Source organism: Glutamicibacter soli, assembly GCF_052322135.1.
GTDB lineage: Bacteria > Actinomycetota > Actinomycetes > Actinomycetales > Micrococcaceae > Glutamicibacter > Glutamicibacter soli.
The window spans coordinates 1979658-1995954 of sequence record NZ_CM125969.1 but is presented as its reverse complement, the minus strand read 5'-3'; the positions used below and the strand labels follow the sequence as shown (position 1 = coordinate 1995954).

The 16297-nt window shown below is 62.6% G+C and carries 19 protein-coding genes; 11 read left to right on the top strand and 8 right to left on the bottom strand.

The features are described 5' to 3' along the window. Window positions 1-193 precede the first annotated feature (193 nt). Window positions 194-676, bottom strand: a complete 483-nt coding sequence (locus ACTX90_RS09505) for a VOC family protein (protein WP_443441983.1) — start codon at window positions 674-676, stop codon at window positions 194-196. Between the two features lie 704 nt (window positions 677-1380). Between ACTX90_RS09505 and ACTX90_RS09500 the strand changes: the two genes are divergently transcribed. The 3 genes from ACTX90_RS09500 to ACTX90_RS09490 all read left to right on the top strand — a co-directional run bounded on the left by ACTX90_RS09500 (window position 1381) and on the right by ACTX90_RS09490 (window position 3438). Then, the gene (locus ACTX90_RS09500) at window positions 1381-1734 is read left to right on the top strand and encodes a DUF2127 domain-containing protein (protein WP_443441982.1); all 354 of its coding nucleotides are present in this window, start codon (window positions 1381-1383) and stop codon (window positions 1732-1734) included. 191 nt (window positions 1735-1925) lie between these two features. After that, window positions 1926-2144 (top strand): hypothetical protein, encoded by a 219-nt coding sequence (locus ACTX90_RS09495; protein ID WP_443441981.1) that lies wholly within the window; start codon window positions 1926-1928, stop codon window positions 2142-2144. Between the two features lie 37 nt (window positions 2145-2181). Beyond that, window positions 2182-3438 (top strand): MFS transporter, encoded by a 1257-nt coding sequence (locus tag ACTX90_RS09490; RefSeq protein WP_443444011.1) that lies wholly within the window; start codon window positions 2182-2184, stop codon window positions 3436-3438. Window positions 3439-3559: 121 nt separating this feature from the next. Here ACTX90_RS09490 and ACTX90_RS09485 read toward each other — a convergent pair whose 3' ends face one another. Both ACTX90_RS09485 and ACTX90_RS09480 read right to left on the bottom strand, forming a co-directional pair. After that, the gene (locus tag ACTX90_RS09485) at window positions 3560-3763 is read right to left on the bottom strand and encodes a cold-shock protein (RefSeq protein ID WP_013349123.1); all 204 of its coding nucleotides are present in this window, start codon (window positions 3761-3763) and stop codon (window positions 3560-3562) included. A gap of 760 nt (window positions 3764-4523) precedes the next feature. After that, window positions 4524-5459 carry an NAD(P)/FAD-dependent oxidoreductase gene (locus ACTX90_RS09480; protein WP_443441980.1) on the bottom strand — a complete coding sequence of 312 codons (936 nt, stop codon included), beginning with the start codon at window positions 5457-5459 and terminating at the stop codon, window positions 4524-4526. Between the two features lie 90 nt (window positions 5460-5549). On the opposite strand from ACTX90_RS09480, the gene ACTX90_RS09475 reads away from it, so the two are divergent. Both ACTX90_RS09475 and ACTX90_RS09470 read left to right on the top strand, forming a co-directional pair. After that, on the top strand, window positions 5550-6107 hold the full coding sequence (locus tag ACTX90_RS09475) for a helix-turn-helix domain-containing protein (RefSeq protein WP_443441979.1): 558 nt from the start codon (window positions 5550-5552) through the stop codon (window positions 6105-6107). Window positions 6108-6199: 92 nt separating this feature from the next. Then, a complete protein-coding gene (locus tag ACTX90_RS09470) occupies window positions 6200-7018 on the top strand; it encodes a thioesterase family protein (protein WP_443441978.1) in 819 nt (272 codons plus the stop codon). Here the strand turns inward: ACTX90_RS09470 and ACTX90_RS09465 are convergent. Then, the gene (locus ACTX90_RS09465) at window positions 7015-7623 is read right to left on the bottom strand and encodes a uridine kinase family protein (protein ID WP_443441977.1); all 609 of its coding nucleotides are present in this window, start codon (window positions 7621-7623) and stop codon (window positions 7015-7017) included. The two genes, ACTX90_RS09470 and ACTX90_RS09465, sit on opposite strands and share 4 nt — an antisense overlap. A gap of 119 nt (window positions 7624-7742) precedes the next feature. On the opposite strand from ACTX90_RS09465, the gene ACTX90_RS09460 reads away from it, so the two are divergent. Next, the gene (locus tag ACTX90_RS09460; protein WP_443441976.1) at window positions 7743-8489 is read left to right on the top strand and encodes a lipoate--protein ligase family protein; all 747 of its coding nucleotides are present in this window, start codon (window positions 7743-7745) and stop codon (window positions 8487-8489) included. Window positions 8490-8543: 54 nt separating this feature from the next. On the opposite strand, the gene ACTX90_RS09455 is transcribed toward ACTX90_RS09460, so the two are convergent. Next, the gene (locus ACTX90_RS09455) at window positions 8544-8822 is read right to left on the bottom strand and encodes a mycoredoxin (protein ID WP_443441975.1); all 279 of its coding nucleotides are present in this window, start codon (window positions 8820-8822) and stop codon (window positions 8544-8546) included. A gap of 120 nt (window positions 8823-8942) precedes the next feature. Here ACTX90_RS09455 and ACTX90_RS09450 point away from each other — a divergent pair, with 120 nt between their 5' ends. Next, window positions 8943-9668, top strand: a complete 726-nt coding sequence (locus tag ACTX90_RS09450; RefSeq protein ID WP_047119231.1) for an SOS response-associated peptidase — start codon at window positions 8943-8945, stop codon at window positions 9666-9668. Here the strand turns inward: ACTX90_RS09450 and ACTX90_RS09445 are convergent. The 3 genes from ACTX90_RS09445 to ACTX90_RS09435 all read right to left on the bottom strand — a co-directional run bounded on the left by ACTX90_RS09445 (window position 9665) and on the right by ACTX90_RS09435 (window position 12005). Further along, window positions 9665-10201: a hypothetical protein gene (locus tag ACTX90_RS09445; RefSeq protein ID WP_443441974.1), complete on the bottom strand. Its 537-nt coding sequence runs from the start codon at window positions 10199-10201 to the stop codon at window positions 9665-9667. The two genes, ACTX90_RS09450 and ACTX90_RS09445, sit on opposite strands and share 4 nt — an antisense overlap. Window positions 10202-10290: 89 nt before the next feature. After that, complete coding sequence (locus ACTX90_RS09440) at window positions 10291-10920, bottom strand: MBL fold metallo-hydrolase (RefSeq protein WP_047119229.1); 630 nt, start codon at window positions 10918-10920, stop codon at window positions 10291-10293. After that, window positions 10920-12005: an S-(hydroxymethyl)mycothiol dehydrogenase gene (locus tag ACTX90_RS09435; protein WP_047119228.1), complete on the bottom strand. Its 1086-nt coding sequence runs from the start codon at window positions 12003-12005 to the stop codon at window positions 10920-10922. Before ACTX90_RS09435 ends, ACTX90_RS09440 begins: the two co-directional genes overlap by 1 nt. A 253-nt stretch (window positions 12006-12258) precedes the next feature. Between ACTX90_RS09435 and ACTX90_RS09430 the strand changes: the two genes are divergently transcribed. The 4 genes from ACTX90_RS09430 (at window position 12259) to ACTX90_RS09415 (ending at window position 16294) form a co-directional block, all read left to right on the top strand. After that, a complete protein-coding gene (locus ACTX90_RS09430; RefSeq protein ID WP_443441973.1) occupies window positions 12259-13086 on the top strand; it encodes an aldo/keto reductase in 828 nt (275 codons plus the stop codon). A gap of 246 nt (window positions 13087-13332) precedes the next feature. Beyond that, window positions 13333-14688 (top strand): MFS transporter, encoded by a 1356-nt coding sequence (locus tag ACTX90_RS09425; protein WP_443441972.1) that lies wholly within the window; start codon window positions 13333-13335, stop codon window positions 14686-14688. Window positions 14689-14882: 194 nt separating this feature from the next. Further along, window positions 14883-15743 (top strand): SDR family NAD(P)-dependent oxidoreductase, encoded by an 861-nt coding sequence (locus ACTX90_RS09420; RefSeq protein ID WP_443441971.1) that lies wholly within the window; start codon window positions 14883-14885, stop codon window positions 15741-15743. Window positions 15744-15790: 47 nt separating this feature from the next. Continuing rightward, the gene (locus ACTX90_RS09415; protein WP_443441970.1) at window positions 15791-16294 is read left to right on the top strand and encodes a nuclear transport factor 2 family protein; all 504 of its coding nucleotides are present in this window, start codon (window positions 15791-15793) and stop codon (window positions 16292-16294) included. The last annotated feature ends 3 nt before the right edge of the window (window positions 16295-16297 follow it).

The window sequence follows — 16297 nt, the reverse complement described above, 5'->3', positions numbered from 1 at the left end:
ACACGCCGGTCTCGGCGGGTGGATTGCTCGCAAGTTGGATGCCGAACTTTACGTAGCGCTCATCGCAACCGTAGCTTCGCAATCTGGCTCGTTTTTCGTCCTCGGTTAGTCGCACGAAGGCAAGGTCCCGACCCGCGGTGGCGGAGAGTAAGCGCATGGCAGTTTTCTTTCCTGTGGTGCTTCGTCTAAGCGCCTACGGATTGCTTGCGGCGCACGGGTCAGTGAGGGCTGCCATCGCGTCGATCAGCGTCGAGTGGATGTACTCCAGTTCGGGGCTGGTGTACGATTCCCAGCTTGTGTCATCGGTCTCGGCGTTATCCCAGCTCTGCTCGTCGGGTGCGGGATTGTGTCGGTAAATCCACCAGAGGTTCGCCTGCGGGTCTTGGATCCGCGCAAGAACGTCTCCGAAGAAGTCTGTCGGCTGGGTGATTACCTGCGCTCCGAGCGCCTCGGCGCGTTCGATGGTTGCCTGGACGTCCTCGACGTAGACCTGGATCAACGCGGGTGTGAAGGGCCATCGGGGTTTGCGATCCGTGACAGTGATCATCGAATCATCAATGCGCAGCTCGGAGTGGAGGATCAACCCGTCGGTGTCGACGGTGCGCGCCTCAGGTACGTCGACGGCGCCGAAGACGTCGGTGGCGAAACTGATCAGCGCACTCGCATCGTCCGTCACGATGAACGGGTTGACGGTGTTCGAGCCGGCAGGGCGGGCGGAGGGGTGCTCATGAGAATTCCTTTCGAAGGGGCCAGTCCGGGGTTCCGGTGGTGACTACGTCTTTCATTCTTCCTCAGCTTGTGGACGGTATATGGCCACAAGTTTGATTGACGACTGCGGTCCGCTCGTCGGTCATGTAGCCGGGTCGCCAGGGCAAGTTCTCCGGCAGGAATCTTGGATTCGTCGCTGGGCGAGTCGATCGGAGCGGATCATCGTAGAGCTAACGCTTCGACTGGTGCATGCACCTATGCCTGTGCCACTCGTGCCGAGGGTCATCGTCGTGAAGACGCCGGACTGCTCGGATAAACCCGGGAGAGATCCTCTCGCTATCGCTCACAAGATTCGGAGTACCGGCACTTGCCAGAGGGTCCGAAAGATCCATGCAAGCACCGAGTCGCGCGACCTGTCGCGTCTAGTGCGGTTCAATGCGCTGCCGTCCCGGCAGACGGTGGGCTTGAACAGATCGGCCATAGCGATGTCAATGGTGAACTCCCGGGGATGCGGATAGCGCACGTATTGCTTGCGATGTTGAAGTCTCAATTCGTCGGGATCGTAACTGGTCAACGGTAAGATCAAAGATCATGACGACAGATGCCTCGCTACGGATATCGCTAAAGCAACTCCGATGGGCTGCCGTTCTCCAGCTCGTGCAGGGAGTCCTCATGGAGGGGCTGCCATTTCTGGCTCTGCCGGTCTTGCTGCTGCTCGACGTTGATTCCGCCGTACTGGCCTACGGCTTCTCGTTTATCGTTCCGTTCTTTAATGAGAACCTCTACCTAATGATGGTCATGAGCGGTCTATTCGCCACGCTCCGTATTGTGGGGGCCGTAGGTCTTTTGAAGGAGCGCACGTGGGGCTATGCGCTCAGCGTGATCAACTGCGTTATTACGCTCACCCTCATGATTTTCATGCTTCCTGCGGGCATTGCCGACGGCCTGCTTTCCGGCGCCGCGTTGCTTCTCTTGTTGTTTGCACGCTACGGCAGCCAGAAGATTTTCGACCGATCTTTTCAGTAGCAGGTACCTCGCCGCCACCTCGTGTCGATCGGCGGACCCTGGAGGTCTTTCGTTGTTGTCAAGATGTGTGAAGCCGCGCGGGTAACGCAGCACCGTAACTCACGGCCTTGGGCGCGTCTTCGTCGGCGGCACGGACGTTCCTATCCAAGGCAATCACCGTCTACTCCGAGGTCCTCCGCAGTGCTCAGACAATGGCGACCATACGCCGCGTTCCGGTTGAGCAGGTTCTTCGAGAGTTGAAAGAAATCGGCATCGTTCAGGTGATGCACCAGAGCAGTGGCTCACTGACGAACGAAGTCAACATGGAATTGTCCCAGACGATGAAGATCATCGTCTCGCATGGAAGCCGCCGGAAGCTAAAGATCCGAATCATGCTCCGTACAACGCTGACTAGTCAACCGACGCTATAGAATGCGGTAAGCCACGAGGCAATGTTTCTAAGGAGTAATCATCACGAAGTCAGGTCCTGCGCCCGAACGGTATACCCAGCCTCAAATCAATTCAATCCGCCGACGTTCAATCTCGGTCCTTGCCTTCGGGCAGATCCTGGGTGGGCTTGGCGGTGGCGCAACAATCACGCTGGGGTCGCTGCTGATTGTCGATGTTTCTGGCTTGGACTCTCTGGCCGGAATGGCTGCGACCATGAACACCCTCGGTGCGGCTGCCATGGCGATACCGCTGGCCATGCTGGCTCGCCGCTTCGGGCGGCGTATTTCGTTGTCCACCGGCGCACTGATTGCCGCGTGCGGTTCGCTGATGATCGTGAGTTCCGCGGTCTTGGATCTTATCCCGCTGCTGTTTCTTGGCATGCTTGTTTTAGGCACTGCCTCGGCGATGAATCTGCAATCACGGTTCGCGGCAACGGACCTCTCTGATGAAAAAACTCGCGGTCGAGACTTGTCCTTGGTGGTGTGGACAACCACGATCGGCGCAGTTATTGGGCCGAACCTTTTCGCGCCTGGGGAAGCGGTCTCCAACGCGTTAGGCTTGCCGGCCTACACTGGAGGCTTCCTCATTGCGATGGCCGCACAGTTGGCCGGCATGGGCATTTACCTCGTGGGTTTGAATCCGGATCCCATGAGAGTTGCCCTGCAGCAAAATGGAAATAACGCTTCGAAAACTGCACGTCGCGGGGGAGGGTTCCACTTGTTGCGAGAGCTGCCGGCGGCACGCCGCGCGGTGATGACCGTTGCACTGAGCCATGCCTACATGGTCGCTCTCATGTCCATGACCCCCGTGCACATGCAGCACCATGGGGCAACGCTGACCCTCATCGGATTCACCATTTCGCTTCACGTGCTGGGCATGTACGCGCTGTCGCCGCTCTTTGGCTGGCTGACCGACCGGGTCGGCGGGTCTCGTGTTGCCCTGATGGGGCAAGTCCTGCTGATCGGGTCGAGCCTCTTCGTCTGGTTCAACCCGGAGGACCACGTCATGGTGACTCTAGCCTTGGCGTTACTGGGCCTTGGCTGGTCCGCATCTACGGTGGCGGGCTCGACCATGGTTTCGGCAGCTGCGCCGATTCACGAACGCACCAGCCTCCAGGGAACCAGCGACCTGCTGATGAACCTTGCCGGCGCGCTGGGCGGCCTCAGCGCGGGGCCGCTGCTGGCGCTCTTCGGGTTCCACGGGTTGGCGCTGCTGCTGTTGGCTCTGTCAGTAGTCGTAATTTTTGCCAATCGCGATGCGCTGAAGCCGAGCTAACGCGTGGCTCTCTAGACTGGTGCGAAACCCTCGGCTCGCTGAGCCGGGGGAATGAGCCCGAAAACGATAACGGCGTGGACTTCATCAAATGATGAAGTCCACGCCGTTATTTCAAAGACTCTTAGCGGGCCTGAATGTTGGTTGCCTGTGGACCCTTTGGACCGGCTTCCAGGGTGTACTCAACGGTCTGGCCTTCTTCGAGGCTGCGGAATCCGAAGCTCTGGATAGCGCTGTAGTGTGCGAAGACGTCAGCCGATCCATCCGAAGGAGCGATGAAGCCGAAGCCCTTTTCAGCGTTGAACCATTTTACGGTGCCAGTGGCCATAGTGTTATTTCCTTATTATTGGTTGGCCACAGTGTGGCCTGAGTGCCGATCCGGAGATTCGAATCGGAAATTTTTGAGGTTACCTCGGGCAGTGCCATCCGGAACGATTCGCCTGCCGTCGATACGGGGGATCGATTACTGATTTTGCCGGTATCGGCCAAAAACGGATGTCGCTGCACTGGATTAGTTATCCGAGAGATTCCGGGAGAAGGACGGTAATGAACCAGCCCCATCGAAGTAGAACACGGAATCGGTTGTCATCGGACGCACTGATGCGTCTGGATAACCAGTTTGCAGTGAAGAAGAGAAGATGAAGAATTCGTTTCGGTTAGGAGCTGATCTGATCCAGGATCTGATCAGCCGATATGTGCTGCACAGACGATTTGTTGGCTGTGCTACAAATCCATACTGCTAACGCTTGCTGGCGGGTGAGTCACACCATCAAGCGCCGAGGTAACTCAATAACTCTACCATCTGGAGCCGAGGATGTCTTCGTGACCTTCCTAACGGACCGCTGGGACCGGAGCAGAGTGTGGTTGCTGGCGGTTACGGGCGGGTGTCAAGGCCTGTTCTGGCTGCGATCTCGATTGACCGCTCGCAATGAGATTTGGTGATATGCCCGGGAACTTCAGAGATTACTTGTTGGAAGAAGGAGCCATGAGCGGACTCGGCGATTTCCACGACTTTTCGTCGAGCAACTCGATCGTCAAAGGCCTTGCGATGGTTGCTCTGAGTGTAACCACCGCAAGACCTGTAGCCGTTAGGAGTGTATTTTGCTCGGCTCCGAATTAATGCTCGCCATGGCAAGGTCTGCGTTGAGTGCCGCTCCAGCGATGGTGCCAGATGCAGCCGCGGCCATGACCATGGCGCCCAAGTTCACTGCGTTGCCAGCTGCGTAGACCCCGGGAATACCCGTTAGTCCCATTTCGCTTACCTGGATAAACGTGCCCAGAGGATGCTCTTGCAACCTGCCGCCGAGCTGCTGGTATAGGTCTGCATTGGCATTCATTCTGCTGGCTACAACGGCTGCTTGGGCCTTAACCAGATCGCCGTTGCTCAGCTCAACGCCTTTGAGCTGCCCGTCGCTGTCCACTCGAAGCTTCGCAATCCTGCGCTCCAGGATTGGCACGCCCAGCTTTTCAAGTGTTGCCCGGTTTTCCTCGGAAAGAACATTTGGCTGGTGGTTGATGAATACCACGTGGCTGCTGAGTTGTGCGAACAGTAGGGCCTGGTGGGTGCTCATCGGACCGACCCCCAAAACGGCGACTGCCTGATCCCGCACCTCCCATCCGTGGCAGTACGCGCAGTGGATGGCGGAGATACCCCAGGCTTCGCGCAACCCTGGGATCTCTGCAAGGTTGTCGGTGAGTCCGGTGGCCAGCACGATGCGCGAGGCGGAGTACTCGCTGGCACCGGTTTTGACGGTGAATCCGTCCTCGACGGATCCGGTCAGGCGCTCCGCCTCCTCGTGGACGATCCGTGCGCCGTAGTGTTCGGCTTCGCTTCGCCCGAGCTCCAATAGATGCTGCGGGCTGATTCCTTCTTTGCCCAAGACGTTATGGGCGTGTGATGCGCGAGCATTTCGCGGCTGGTTCGTGTCGATAACTAAAACCGTCCGGCGAGAACGCCCCAACGCTACCGCCGCTGCAAGTCCAGCGCCGCCACCACCGATGATGATTGCGTCGTAGTGTTCCATTGCTGTGTCCTTTCGGGTGGTTGTGAAAACTACCGTAGAGAGAAATTGTTTCTTAGGAGTATTGTTTTGCGTATGACGCAAGAACTTGACGTGGACAGCACGATTCGCCAGCGGATTCGCGCGCTGCGGCAAAGTCGGGGCTGGTCCTTGGAGTCCTTGGCAACCAAGGCGAAACTCAGCGTCTCAACACTGAGCCGCATCGAAACCGGCTCTCGGCGTATCGCCTTGGACCAGCTGGTGCCGATCGCCCGCGCCCTGGGCACCACGCTTGACGAATTGGTGGCGACGGCAGGGGAAGACGTCGTCATCAGGCCCGAGCCAGTTGACCTGCCGGGAATGACCATTTGGAAACTGACGAATGAGGACGCGGTCAACGGCGTGACGGTGTCGAAAATCCGCTACGACTCCGCGACCGCCCCGGCGCCCAGCGAGGCTAGGATTCATCAGGGCAAGGAATGGTTCACTGTGCTCTCCGGCGAAGTGCAGTTGAAGCTCGGCGAAAGAACCTACCACGTTGTCGCCGGGCAAGCAGCCCAATTCGACACGTTGACCCCGCACGTCATCTGGGCAGTAAACGGGGTTGCTGAAATTCTCAGCATCATGGATCACGAAGGCCGGCGAGCGCATCACGGTGATCGACCGAGCTGATCCGGCGTGGTGGATGATTTAGTGGTTTGGCTCACCCATTGGATACGCTGGGATCAACGACACATCCGCGCGAACATGCCTGGAGGGCAGCAATGACGCATCAGCTCACCGAGGACCTGGACAAGATTCTTGCATCGGGGGACTTCTACTTCGAGTCGCTGGGAGAGGGGCGCTACCGTTCTTCGTGGCATGCCCAGGGTGCGTGGAATGCGCACGAGCAGCACATGGCGCCGGCTTCGGGGATCATGGCCCATGAACTTGAGCAGTTCCAGCCGCGAAGCGACATGCGTATTGCGCGACTGAGCTTCGAAATCCATGGCCTGATCCATGCTGGCGAATTCGAGATCACCACGCGGATGGTGCGCCCGGGCCGGACGATTGAATTGATCGAAGCCGAAATGAAGGCCAAGGGCCGGACGAGCATTGTCGCGCAGGCTTGGCGGGTGATTACCGGGGACTCCTCGGCCGTTGCGGGTGTTGAGGACGCGCCGGTGGTTGGGCCGCAGGACTGCGAGGCTTTGGAGATTTCAAAGCTCTGGCCCGGGGGGTACATCAAGTCCGTCGAAATGCGTGCTGCTGAGGGCCGCCGTCCAGGAAAGGGGATTGCCTGGCTGCGCACTCCCTACGATCTGGTGGACGTCCACAATGCCTCGTCGATGTCCCGCCTGATTGGGCTTGTCGACACCGCCAATGGTGTCGCTCCGCGGGTGGAACCCGGCGCCGGCGAGTGGATGTTCCCGAACCTCGATCTGCAGATCCACATGTACCGTGCCCCGGCGGGAGAATGGCTGGGGCTGGAGGCACAGCAAAGCTACGGCACCGATGGCATTGGGCTGACCTCGACGGTTCTGCACGATGAAAGCGGTCCGTTCGGACGGGCAGAGCAGATCCTGACGGTCCGCTCGCGCTAGGAAACCGGGCTGAGGCTTGCCAGCAGCTTCTTGAGCTGGGGCTTCGGCATGATCGTGAATCCCTTGGCCCGGTAGTTTTCCCTGTCGGAGGCATGCGCCTTGAAGAGCGCATAGCCTCGCTTGATGAGGAACAGCAGCGGTTTGCGGCGCTGGGAGACGTCCCTGACGAAGCGGCGGATCGTCGTCAGCAGCGCTGGCTCGTCGACATAGTAGGCTTGGACATCGACTCCCTGGGCGCGCAGCGGTTCGAGGATTTCCGAGAGGAAGATCCCTTCCGCGATGATGGGGCCGCCATTGCCGCAGATCTTTCGATGCCCGTCGTAGCTTGAGGTGGAGATGGAGTAGTTCGGCACCATGGTGCTGCCCGATTCCAATAGCTCGTTGACTGCCTTCAACGCTGCGTCCATGTTCCAGGTGCCCGGGTGGTCCCAGTCGACTTCTCCGTAGGGAGTGCGGGGGAATGCCTCGGGGTGCCCGTCTTCGGAAAGCTGGCGGTAGAACTCATCGAGTGGAAGATGTGGATTTCCAAACCGAGCTGCAAGATATGACTTGCCTGATCCGGAGGGTCCGCCGATGAGAATTACTGGTGTAGATGAAGAAGGCACACGACCAATTATGTCCTACTGCGCCCAACGCCCAGTAATTTTCACCCTCACCTCACCCAGCCGGTGACTGGGCGTCATACGTTCGAAGCGGCTTCGCCGGCTGAATTAGACTCATGACCATGACCTTGTGGAATCGCCAATCTGATGCTCCGTTGACCTTGCTGCGCGAGGAACCCAGCGGAGATCCCGGTGCTGATCTGGAGCGCGGGGTGCAGCTGTTGCGCGAAGTCCAGTCCGGTGAGCGCGGGCCGCTGCTGCGCCTGTACCGGCCGGACCCCACCTTGGCGTTCGGCCAGCGTGATGTTCGCCTCCCGGGCTTCGAGCTGGCCAGCCGGGCGGCCGCGAACCAGGGATTTGCACCGTTGGTGCGCAAGGCGGGCGGCCGGGCAGCCGCCTACCACCGTGGCACCTTGATCGTCGACCATATCGAGCCGCAGGCCGAAGCGATCATGCACCAGCAGCAGCGGTTCGAGATTTTCGCCCGGCTCTATGCCGATGCATTCCGCAGGGCCGGGGTTCAAGCCGAGGTAGGGCCGATCGACGGCGAGTACTGCGTCGGGGACCATTCGGTGCACGGAGTGCCTGGGGCTGGCTCCGCGATCGGGCATGCGGTCAAGCTGGTGGGCACCGCGCAGCGGGTGATTTCCGGAGCTTGGCTGTTCTCCAGCGTTTTCGTGGTGGAGAATTCCGAGCCTCTGCGACGCGTGCTGGATGCCGTCTACCAGGCCATGGAAGTCCCGATGAATCCCGCGACGGTGGGTGCCGGTGACGACCTGGCGCCAGGGCTCACGACCGAAACCTTCATCAAGGCGCTGCTGGCCGAATACCGGGAGCATGTCGCCGTCCCGGAGCAGACGGCCGGTTAAACACGATGTTCCCGGAACCCTCAAGGTTCCGGGAACTGTGCATTTAAGGCGAAACTACGCTCCGACGCGCTCGACGACTTCCTCGATGCGCGGGTTGGTTGCAGCGGTGCCGTCGGGGAAGATCAGGGTCGGGACGGTCTGGTTGCCGTTGTTGAACGACTCGACGATCTGCGCGGTGCCCTCGACCTCTTCGATATTCACCTCGGTGTAGGCCACTCCCTTCTGGTCCATCAGGCGCTTCAGGTTGCGGCAGTAGCCGCACCAGCTGGTGGTGAACATGGTGACTCCGCCGGCGGCAGGAACGTACTTCTCAAGGTTCGATTCGTTGCTCATACTTCATGTAACCACGCGACCTGCCCGTTTGTTCCGCCTGACCCGGCTGCCACCACTGTTTTCCGCCGTGTGTCGGACTACACTGGGAACAAAATTCGAACAAATCTGCGGGGGTTCATCATGTGCGGACGCTACGTCATGGCCAAGGCCATCGGCGACCTGGTTGCTGAGGCGGAAGCGGAGGCGGACGCCAATCTGGAGCTTCGCCAGTCGTGGAACGTCGCGCCGACCACCGACGTGCCGGTGGTGCTCGAGCGGATGATCGACGGGCAGCTGCACCGCCAGGTCCATGTGGCCCGCTGGGGCCTGGTTCCCGGCTGGGCCAAGGAGCTGTCGGTGGGGGTGCGCGCCTTCAACGCGCGCAGCGAAACCGCCTCCTCCAAGCCGACGTTCCGTTCGGCGGTCAAGAAGCGCCGGGCCGCGGTGCCAGTGCAGGGCTATTACGAGTGGAAGAAGGAAGGCAGCAAGAAACGCCCCTTCTTCGTGCACCGCGAGGACGGCAAGCTGATCTTCTTCGCAGGGCTGTACGAATGGTGGAAGGACAAGGACGGAAGCTGGATCCTGTCCACCTCGATCATGACCATGGATTCGCCATCGAGCGAAGAGCCGGGGGTGCTCGGCGAGCTGGCCGGGCTCCACGACCGCCTGCCGATTCCGCTGGATCGGGAAATGATGGCACGCTGGCTGGATCCGGAGCAGGAGGACGGCGAAGGGCTGATCGAGCAGATCCGGTCCGAGGCCTTCGACGTGGCCTCGACCTGGACCATGCACGAGGTGGATCCAGCGGTGGGAAACGTGCGCAACGACGGCCCGGAGCTGATCGAACCGCATCGCTCGCTGTTCTAGGAGTCCGCGCTCCGGGAGCGCGCTCCCGCATGCAGCCCGAAGCCCAGGCCGATGGCCCCCAGGCCCAGCGCGCTGAGCAGCTTGCCGAGAATCTGCGTCCCTGTCACCCAGGGGGCGGGGGAGAAGGTGGAGTTGTCCAGCGGCGCGTAGGCGAACCAGCCGAAGCTTTTGACCTGCACCGCATCCCAGATCAGCAGGCCGGTTCCGCCGGCCAGCACCAGCAGCCCGGCGAGCCAGATGATGCGCGTGGTGAGCGTGTGCTTCCTGCTTTTGAGCATGCGGCGTGCCAGGATCAGTCCCAGGCTCAGGCACAGCGCCCCGAAACCCAAGGCCAGCAGCAGCTCGCCGGAGACCTGCAGCAAGGAGGGGCCGATGGAAAACGTGTCGACCGGTTGCGGTTCGGTGCCGCCGGAATACAGCAGGTACTCGGCTTGGCTGTCGCGCCAGAGCAGCACGCTGCCGGCCAGGATGGACAGCGTTCCGATCCAGCCGGGGATTTTCGCCGAGCGCACGCGGGCAGAGGATTCAGGCATGGGTTCATCATTCCACACGAAAGCCCAAGCCGGGATGGAATTGCTCATTCCACCCCGGCTTGGGCTCAGCGTTGCGCACCGCTATGGGGCTAGTGCCCGCGGGCGATCCACTCATCCAGGTTCGGCGCTTCGTCGCCGATGGTGGTGGCGGCGCCGTGGCCGGTGTTGACCACGGTTTCCGCCGGCAGGGTCAGCAGCTTGGAGCGGATCGAGTCGATGATCGTCTCGAAGCTCGAGTAGCTGCGCCCGGTGGCGCCGGGCCCGCCATTGAACAGGGTGTCGCCGCTGAACAGCACCCCCAGGTCCTCCGAGTAGAAGCAGGTGGATCCCGGTGAGTGCCCCGGGGTGTGCAGGGCTGTCAAGGTGGTCCCGGCGACGGTGAAGCTGTCGCCTTCGTGGATTTCCGCGTCGATATCGCGCTCCGGGTACACCGCGTCCCAGAGCATCTGGTCTTCGGGGTTCAGGAACAGCGGGGCGTCGACCTCGTCGGAGAACTGCGCGGCGGCGCGGATGTGGTCGTCGTGCCCGTGGGTGAGCAGCACCGCCATCACCTCGCGCTTGCCGATGGCCTCGCGGATGGCCTGCGGGTCGTGGGCCGGGTCGATCACGATGACCTCGGCGTCGTCCCCGATGAGCCAGACGTTGTTGTCCACTTCCCAGGTGCCGCCGTCCAGGCTGAAGGTGCCGGAGGTGACGATGTTCTCGATGCGCGCGGCCACTAGATTTCCACCACCGATCGCAGTACGGTGCCCTCGTGCATCTTGTCGAAGGCCGCCTCGACGTCGTTGATGCCGATGCGCTCGGTGACGAAGGAATCCAGGTCCAGGCGGCCGAGCTTGTACTGCTGGACCAGCATCGGGAAGTCGTGGCTCGGCAGGCAGTCGCCGTACCAGGAGCTCTTCAGCGAACCGCCGCGGCCGAAGACGTCCAGCAGCGGCAGCTCAAGGGTCATCTCCGGGGTCGGCACGCCCACCAGCACCACGCGTCCGGCCAGGTCGCGGGCGTAGAAGGCCTGCTTGTAGGTTTCCGGGCGGCCCACCGCGTCGATGACCACGTCGGCGCCGAAGCCGCCGGTGAGCTCCTGGATCGCGGTGACCGCGTCCACCTGGGCGGAGTTCACGGTGTGGGTGGCGCCGAAGCGCTTGGCGGTTTCCAGCTTGTCCTGGTTGACGTCCACCGCGATGATGGTGGTCGCCCCGGCCAGCTGGGCGCCGGCGATGGCCGCCGAGCCCACGCCGCCGCAGCCGATGACCGCTACGGATTCCCCGCGCTTGATCTCTCCGGTGTTGATGGCCGCGCCGATACCGGCCATGATGCCGCAGCCCAGCAGGCCCACGGCCGCCGGATCAGCGTCCTCGTCCACGATGGTGCACTGCCCGGAGTGGACCAGGGTCTTTTCGGCGAAGGATCCGATGCCCAGCGCAGGGGACAGTTCGGTGCCGTCTTCCAGGGTCATCTTCTGGGTGGCGTTGAAGGTGTTGAAGCAGTACTTCGGCTCGCCCTTGGCGCAGGCGCGGCACTGGCCACAGACCGCGCGCCAGTTCAGGATGACGCGGTCGCCGACCTTGACGTTGGTGACGTTCTCGCCGATCTGGCTGACCACCGCAGTGGACTCGTGGCCCAGCAGGTAGGGGTAGTCGTCACCAATGCCGCCGAGCTTGTAGTGCAGGTCGGTATGGCACACGCCGGTGGTCAGCACGTCGACCACGACCTCTCCCGGTCCCGGATCCGGAACGATGATGTCGACAACCTCGACCGGGGCGTCTTTGGCGCGGGAAATGACCGCTTTGACCTTGTGGGACATGTCAGTGAGCTCCTTGTGGTGGATTGTGCTTCTGACCCGATGCTATCGGTGCGGCAGACGGGAATCTAGGAGCCGCGCGCCAAATGACCAAGTGTGGCGCGGGATGGATGCGCTGTGCGGCCGATTCGCCGATTGTCCCGGAATCCTACATAGTCGCTGACGTGTTTGGTCGTGGACTTTTGCGCGGGGGCCGCTTAATACTTGAATGGATTAGCCAAGGCGATAAGCGCAGGTCAGGGACGAGGGAGCAGGAATGCAGGAACAGCACACGATCGAGTTGGCGCCGGGGTTGCGGATTCCGGCCATCGGGCTGGGCACCTGGCCGCTGACCGGCGAGGAAGCGGCTGATGCGGTGGCCCGGGCGCTGGGCAACGGCTACCGCCACGTGGACACCGCGGCGAACTACGGCAACGAGCAGGCGGTCGGCGAGGGCATCGCGCGGGCCGGGGTGCGGCGCGAGACGCTGTGGGTGACCAGCAAGTTCAACAAGGAGGACCACTCGCGCGACGGCGTGGCCGCCGCCTACGAGCGCGCCTGCGAGCTGATGGGGCTGGATTACCTGGACTTGTATTTGGTGCACTGGCCCAACCCGCAGCAGGGCGCCTATGTCGAGGCCTGCCACGGGCTGGAGGAACTGGTGCAGTCAGGGAAGCTGCGCGCCTGGGGCGTGTCCAATTTCAAGCCGGCGCACCTGCAGGCCGTCTACGACGCGGGGCTGCGCCCGGCGCTGAATCAGGTGCAGGTCGACCCCGAACACCTGCAGCGCGGGCAGCTACAGGCCCATGCCCGGCATCAGCTGCCTACCGTCGCCTACAGCCCGCTGGGCCGTGCCGGGGATTTCCTGTCCCACCCGGCGATCACCGAAGCGGCGGAGCAGTATGGCAAGACCCCGGCGCAAATCGTGCTGCGCTGGCACCTTGATTCGGGACGCGTCGCGGTGCCCAAGTCCGCCAGTGATGTGCGGCAGCGCGAGAACCTTGATGTTTTCGACTTCTCCCTGACCGGGCAGCAGCTGGCGGCGATCGATGCGCTGGATACCGGTGCCGGCCCGCGCCTGGATGCGGATTCCTTCGGCCACTAACCTCCCTCGCGCAGACCAGGGCCGCCCCTCGGGGCGGCCCTTTGCCGCGTTAACGGGGGCCTGCACACGGCAAATCGCCGTTGACCTGTAAGGCACCGAGCGCCTGCGGGAGATTTTCGGATCGGCGAATTTTCTTTGAAATTTCCCTAGGTGTTGCGGATCACGCAGGAGTACACTCAAGTGTGCGCAAAACGTACCACTGTTCGGATAGCGTGCACATCGGTTCTTGTTACTTGGAGGTTCCCCATGGCGATTGACCAGAGCAGCGCAGTTGTCGGTACAGATCTCTCGCGTGTCGAGCAGAGCTACCGGATGAAGCGGGCGAAGAAAGCGGCGCTGGCCGCGTTCCTCGGAGGCATGCTGGAGTACTACGACTTCTTCATCTATGCGACCGCCGCGTCGCTGATCTTCTCGCATATCTTCTTCCCGGCGGGGGATCCCACGATTACCCTCATGGCCTCGTTCGCCACCTTCGGCGTCGCCTACGTGGCCCGCCCATTCGGGGCCATCGTGTTCGGCCACCTGGGCGACCGACTGGGGCGTAAGAACACGCTGGTGCTGACCCTGATGCTGATGGGAGGGTCGACCTTCGCGATCGGCCTGTTGCCGAACTTCGCGCAGGTCGGCTATCTGGCCCCGGCCCTGCTGGTGTTCCTGCGGCTGGTCCAGGGCCTGTCCGCCGGCGCCGAGACGGCAGGATCCTCGACCCTGACCATGGAGGAATCCCCGGTGGGACGGCGCGGGTTCTTCCCGTCCTTCGCCATGAGCGGGATCTCGGCGGGCATCGTGCTGGCCTCGCTGGCGTTCATCCCGGTCGCCGCCATGGAGGAAACCGCCAGGATGTCGTGGGGCTGGCGTATTCCCTTCCTGCTCTCGGTAATCGTCATGATCGTGGCCATGCTGGTGCGCCGCTCGCTCGAGGAGCCTGAAGTCTTCGAGGACGAGGTCAAGGCGCAGGCCGGCGACGTAAAGGAGAAGCTGCCGTTCCTGCTGATGCTCAAGACCCACCCGGCGGAGTTCTTCCAGGTCTCGCTGATGTCCTTCCAATGCGTCACCAACACCCTGATGCAGGCCTTCGGCCTGGCCTACGCGGTCAGCGTGGGAATCCCCGCGGCCACCATGCTGGTGGTGAGCATCGTGGGCAACGTACTGGCGATCTTCACCCAGCCGCTGAGCGCCCACCTCTCGGACCGCTTCGGCCGCCGCCCGATCTTCATCACCGGCATCCTGTCTTCCGGCGTGCTGATCTGGGTGTACTTCTGGGCGATCTCCACCTCCAACATCGCGCTGGTCTTCCTGCTGAGCATCGCGATCACCGCCGGCAGCTACGCGGTGTCCAACGCGATCTACCCGGCCTGGTTCTCCGAGCTGTTCCACGTCAAGGTCCGCTACTCGGGTGTCGCCATCGGCCTGCAGGTGGGCATCCTGTGCGCCGGATTCACCCCGATGATCGCTACCGTGCTGGTCGGCGGGATCCCCGCCAACTACGGCCCGGCGGCCTGGATCGTCGCCGGATCCTCCATCGTGGCGGCCATCGGAGCCATCTGGGCCCGCGAAACCTTCAAGACCCCGCTGCACGAGCTGGGCAACCGGGTGGAGTAGAACCTCCGTCTCCTGCCAGGGCCCGGAATCTGCTGGTCATCGACCGGCTGGTTCCGGGCCTTCGTGCCGCCGGGGCGGCATGGCGGCCCGTCCCGCTGAGCGGGACGGGCGGATTTTGGCGGTGCGCGGCCGGGATGTAATCGTGCCACGCGCGCCCGGGACCTCGGGCGCGCCAGAACCACGGGAGGAAATCGATGACCCAGAAAACCCGACGCGTCGCAGTTGTCACCGGAGCCAGCCGCGGGGCGGGCAAGGGGATCGCGCTGGCGCTGGGCGAAGCCGGGGCCAAGGTCTACGTCACCGGGCGCACCACCACCGAAGGCGAGGCCCCGCTGCCGGGAGCCGTCTTCGCCACCGCCGCTGAGATCACCGCCCGCGGCGGGATCGGCGTTCCGGTGGTGCTCGACCACACCGACGACACCCAGGTGAAGGCGCTCTTCGAACGTATCGCCGCCGAAGACGGGGCCATCGACATCCTGGTCAACAACGCCTACGCGGTCCCGGCGGAGCTGACGCTTTCCGGAGCGTTCTGGGAGAAGTCCCTGGACCTGCTCGAGGTGTTCAACGTCGGTCTGCGCTCCAGCTACGTCGCCAGCTACTACGCCGCACCGCTGCTGATCGCCGGCGGCGGCCTGGTGGTGAACACCTCCTCCTTCGGCGGCACCTGCTACATGCACGGCCCGGCCTACGGAGCCGGCAAGGCCGCCGTGGACAAGATGGCCAGCGACATGGCAGTGGACTTCAAGCCGCACGGCGTCGCCGTCCTCTCCCTGTGGATGGGGATGCTGAAGACCGAACGCACCCTGGCCGAGCTGGCGAAAAGCCCGGAGCAGTACGGGGACCTTGAAGCCACCGCCGAATCCCCGGAATTCCCCGGCAGGGTCATCGACGCGCTGCACCGCGACCCGCAGCTGATGCGGCGCAGCGGCCAGGTGCTGATCGCCGCAGAGGTGGCCGCGGAACTGGGGGTGCAGGACGTGAACGGCGCGCAGCCGATATCCCACCGCCCCATGCTCGGGAACCCACCGGTGTTCTCCGATGCCGTCATCGGCTGAACCGCCAACCGAGCATCCGCCGGAAACGATTTTGAGGAGAACAACGCATGGATCTGGAACAACGCCTTGTAGCGCTGGAAGCGATCGAAAAGATCAAGGCGCTCAAGCACCGCTACTGGCGCGCCTGCGACGGGAAGGACCCGCAGGGATTCCGTGACTGCTTCATCGAACGCGGCGCGATCATCGACTACGGCCCCATGGGCGCCTTCGATGACGTGGAGCCGATGGCTGAAATCTTCACCCGGGTGGCGCTGGCGAAGGTCGACGGGAAGCACGTGATCTTCGACATGCACCACGGCATGCATCCAGACATCACGCTGATTAGCCCCACCACCGCCCGGGGCCGCTGGACGCTGCGCTTCCGCCAGGTCAACCTGGCCGAGCGCACCGAGTACCTGAAGACCGGCGAATACGACGACGAATACGTGCTGGTGGACGGCCAGTGGAAAATGTCCGCCTGCCGCTTCACCGACACCTGGTCGATGACCCGCGCGCTGGATGAGCGCGCGCAGATCGCCGAGGGCGAGTTCCTGGCGGTTCCGGCACACTAGCTG

Excerpts from the sequence above, each read along its gene's own strand:
- ACTX90_RS09435 (WP_047119228.1), bottom strand. The coding sequence starts at position 12,005 with ATGTCCCACAAGGTCAAAGCGGTCATTTCCCGCGCCAAAGACGCCCCG.
- ACTX90_RS09460 (WP_443441976.1), top strand. The coding sequence starts at position 7,743 with ATGACCTTGTGGAATCGCCAATCTGATGCTCCGTTGACCTTGCTGCGC.
- ACTX90_RS09485 (WP_013349123.1), bottom strand. The coding sequence starts at position 3,763 with ATGGCCACTGGCACCGTAAAATGGTTCAACGCTGAAAAGGGCTTCGGC.
- ACTX90_RS09470 (WP_443441978.1), top strand. The coding sequence starts at position 6,200 with ATGACGCATCAGCTCACCGAGGACCTGGACAAGATTCTTGCATCGGGG.
- ACTX90_RS09445 (WP_443441974.1), bottom strand. The coding sequence starts at position 10,201 with ATGCCTGAATCCTCTGCCCGCGTGCGCTCGGCGAAAATCCCCGGCTGG.
- ACTX90_RS09495 (WP_443441981.1), top strand. The coding sequence starts at position 1,926 with ATGGCGACCATACGCCGCGTTCCGGTTGAGCAGGTTCTTCGAGAGTTG.
- ACTX90_RS09425 (WP_443441972.1), top strand. The coding sequence starts at position 13,333 with ATGGCGATTGACCAGAGCAGCGCAGTTGTCGGTACAGATCTCTCGCGT.
- ACTX90_RS09480 (WP_443441980.1), bottom strand. The coding sequence starts at position 5,459 with ATGGAACACTACGACGCAATCATCATCGGTGGTGGCGGCGCTGGACTT.
- ACTX90_RS09450 (WP_047119231.1), top strand. The coding sequence starts at position 8,943 with ATGTGCGGACGCTACGTCATGGCCAAGGCCATCGGCGACCTGGTTGCT.
- ACTX90_RS09455 (WP_443441975.1), bottom strand. The coding sequence starts at position 8,822 with ATGAGCAACGAATCGAACCTTGAGAAGTACGTTCCTGCCGCCGGCGGA.
- ACTX90_RS09420 (WP_443441971.1), top strand. The coding sequence starts at position 14,883 with ATGACCCAGAAAACCCGACGCGTCGCAGTTGTCACCGGAGCCAGCCGC.
- ACTX90_RS09430 (WP_443441973.1), top strand. The coding sequence starts at position 12,259 with ATGCAGGAACAGCACACGATCGAGTTGGCGCCGGGGTTGCGGATTCCG.
- ACTX90_RS09415 (WP_443441970.1), top strand. The coding sequence starts at position 15,791 with ATGGATCTGGAACAACGCCTTGTAGCGCTGGAAGCGATCGAAAAGATC.
- ACTX90_RS09500 (WP_443441982.1), top strand. The coding sequence starts at position 1,381 with ATGGAGGGGCTGCCATTTCTGGCTCTGCCGGTCTTGCTGCTGCTCGAC.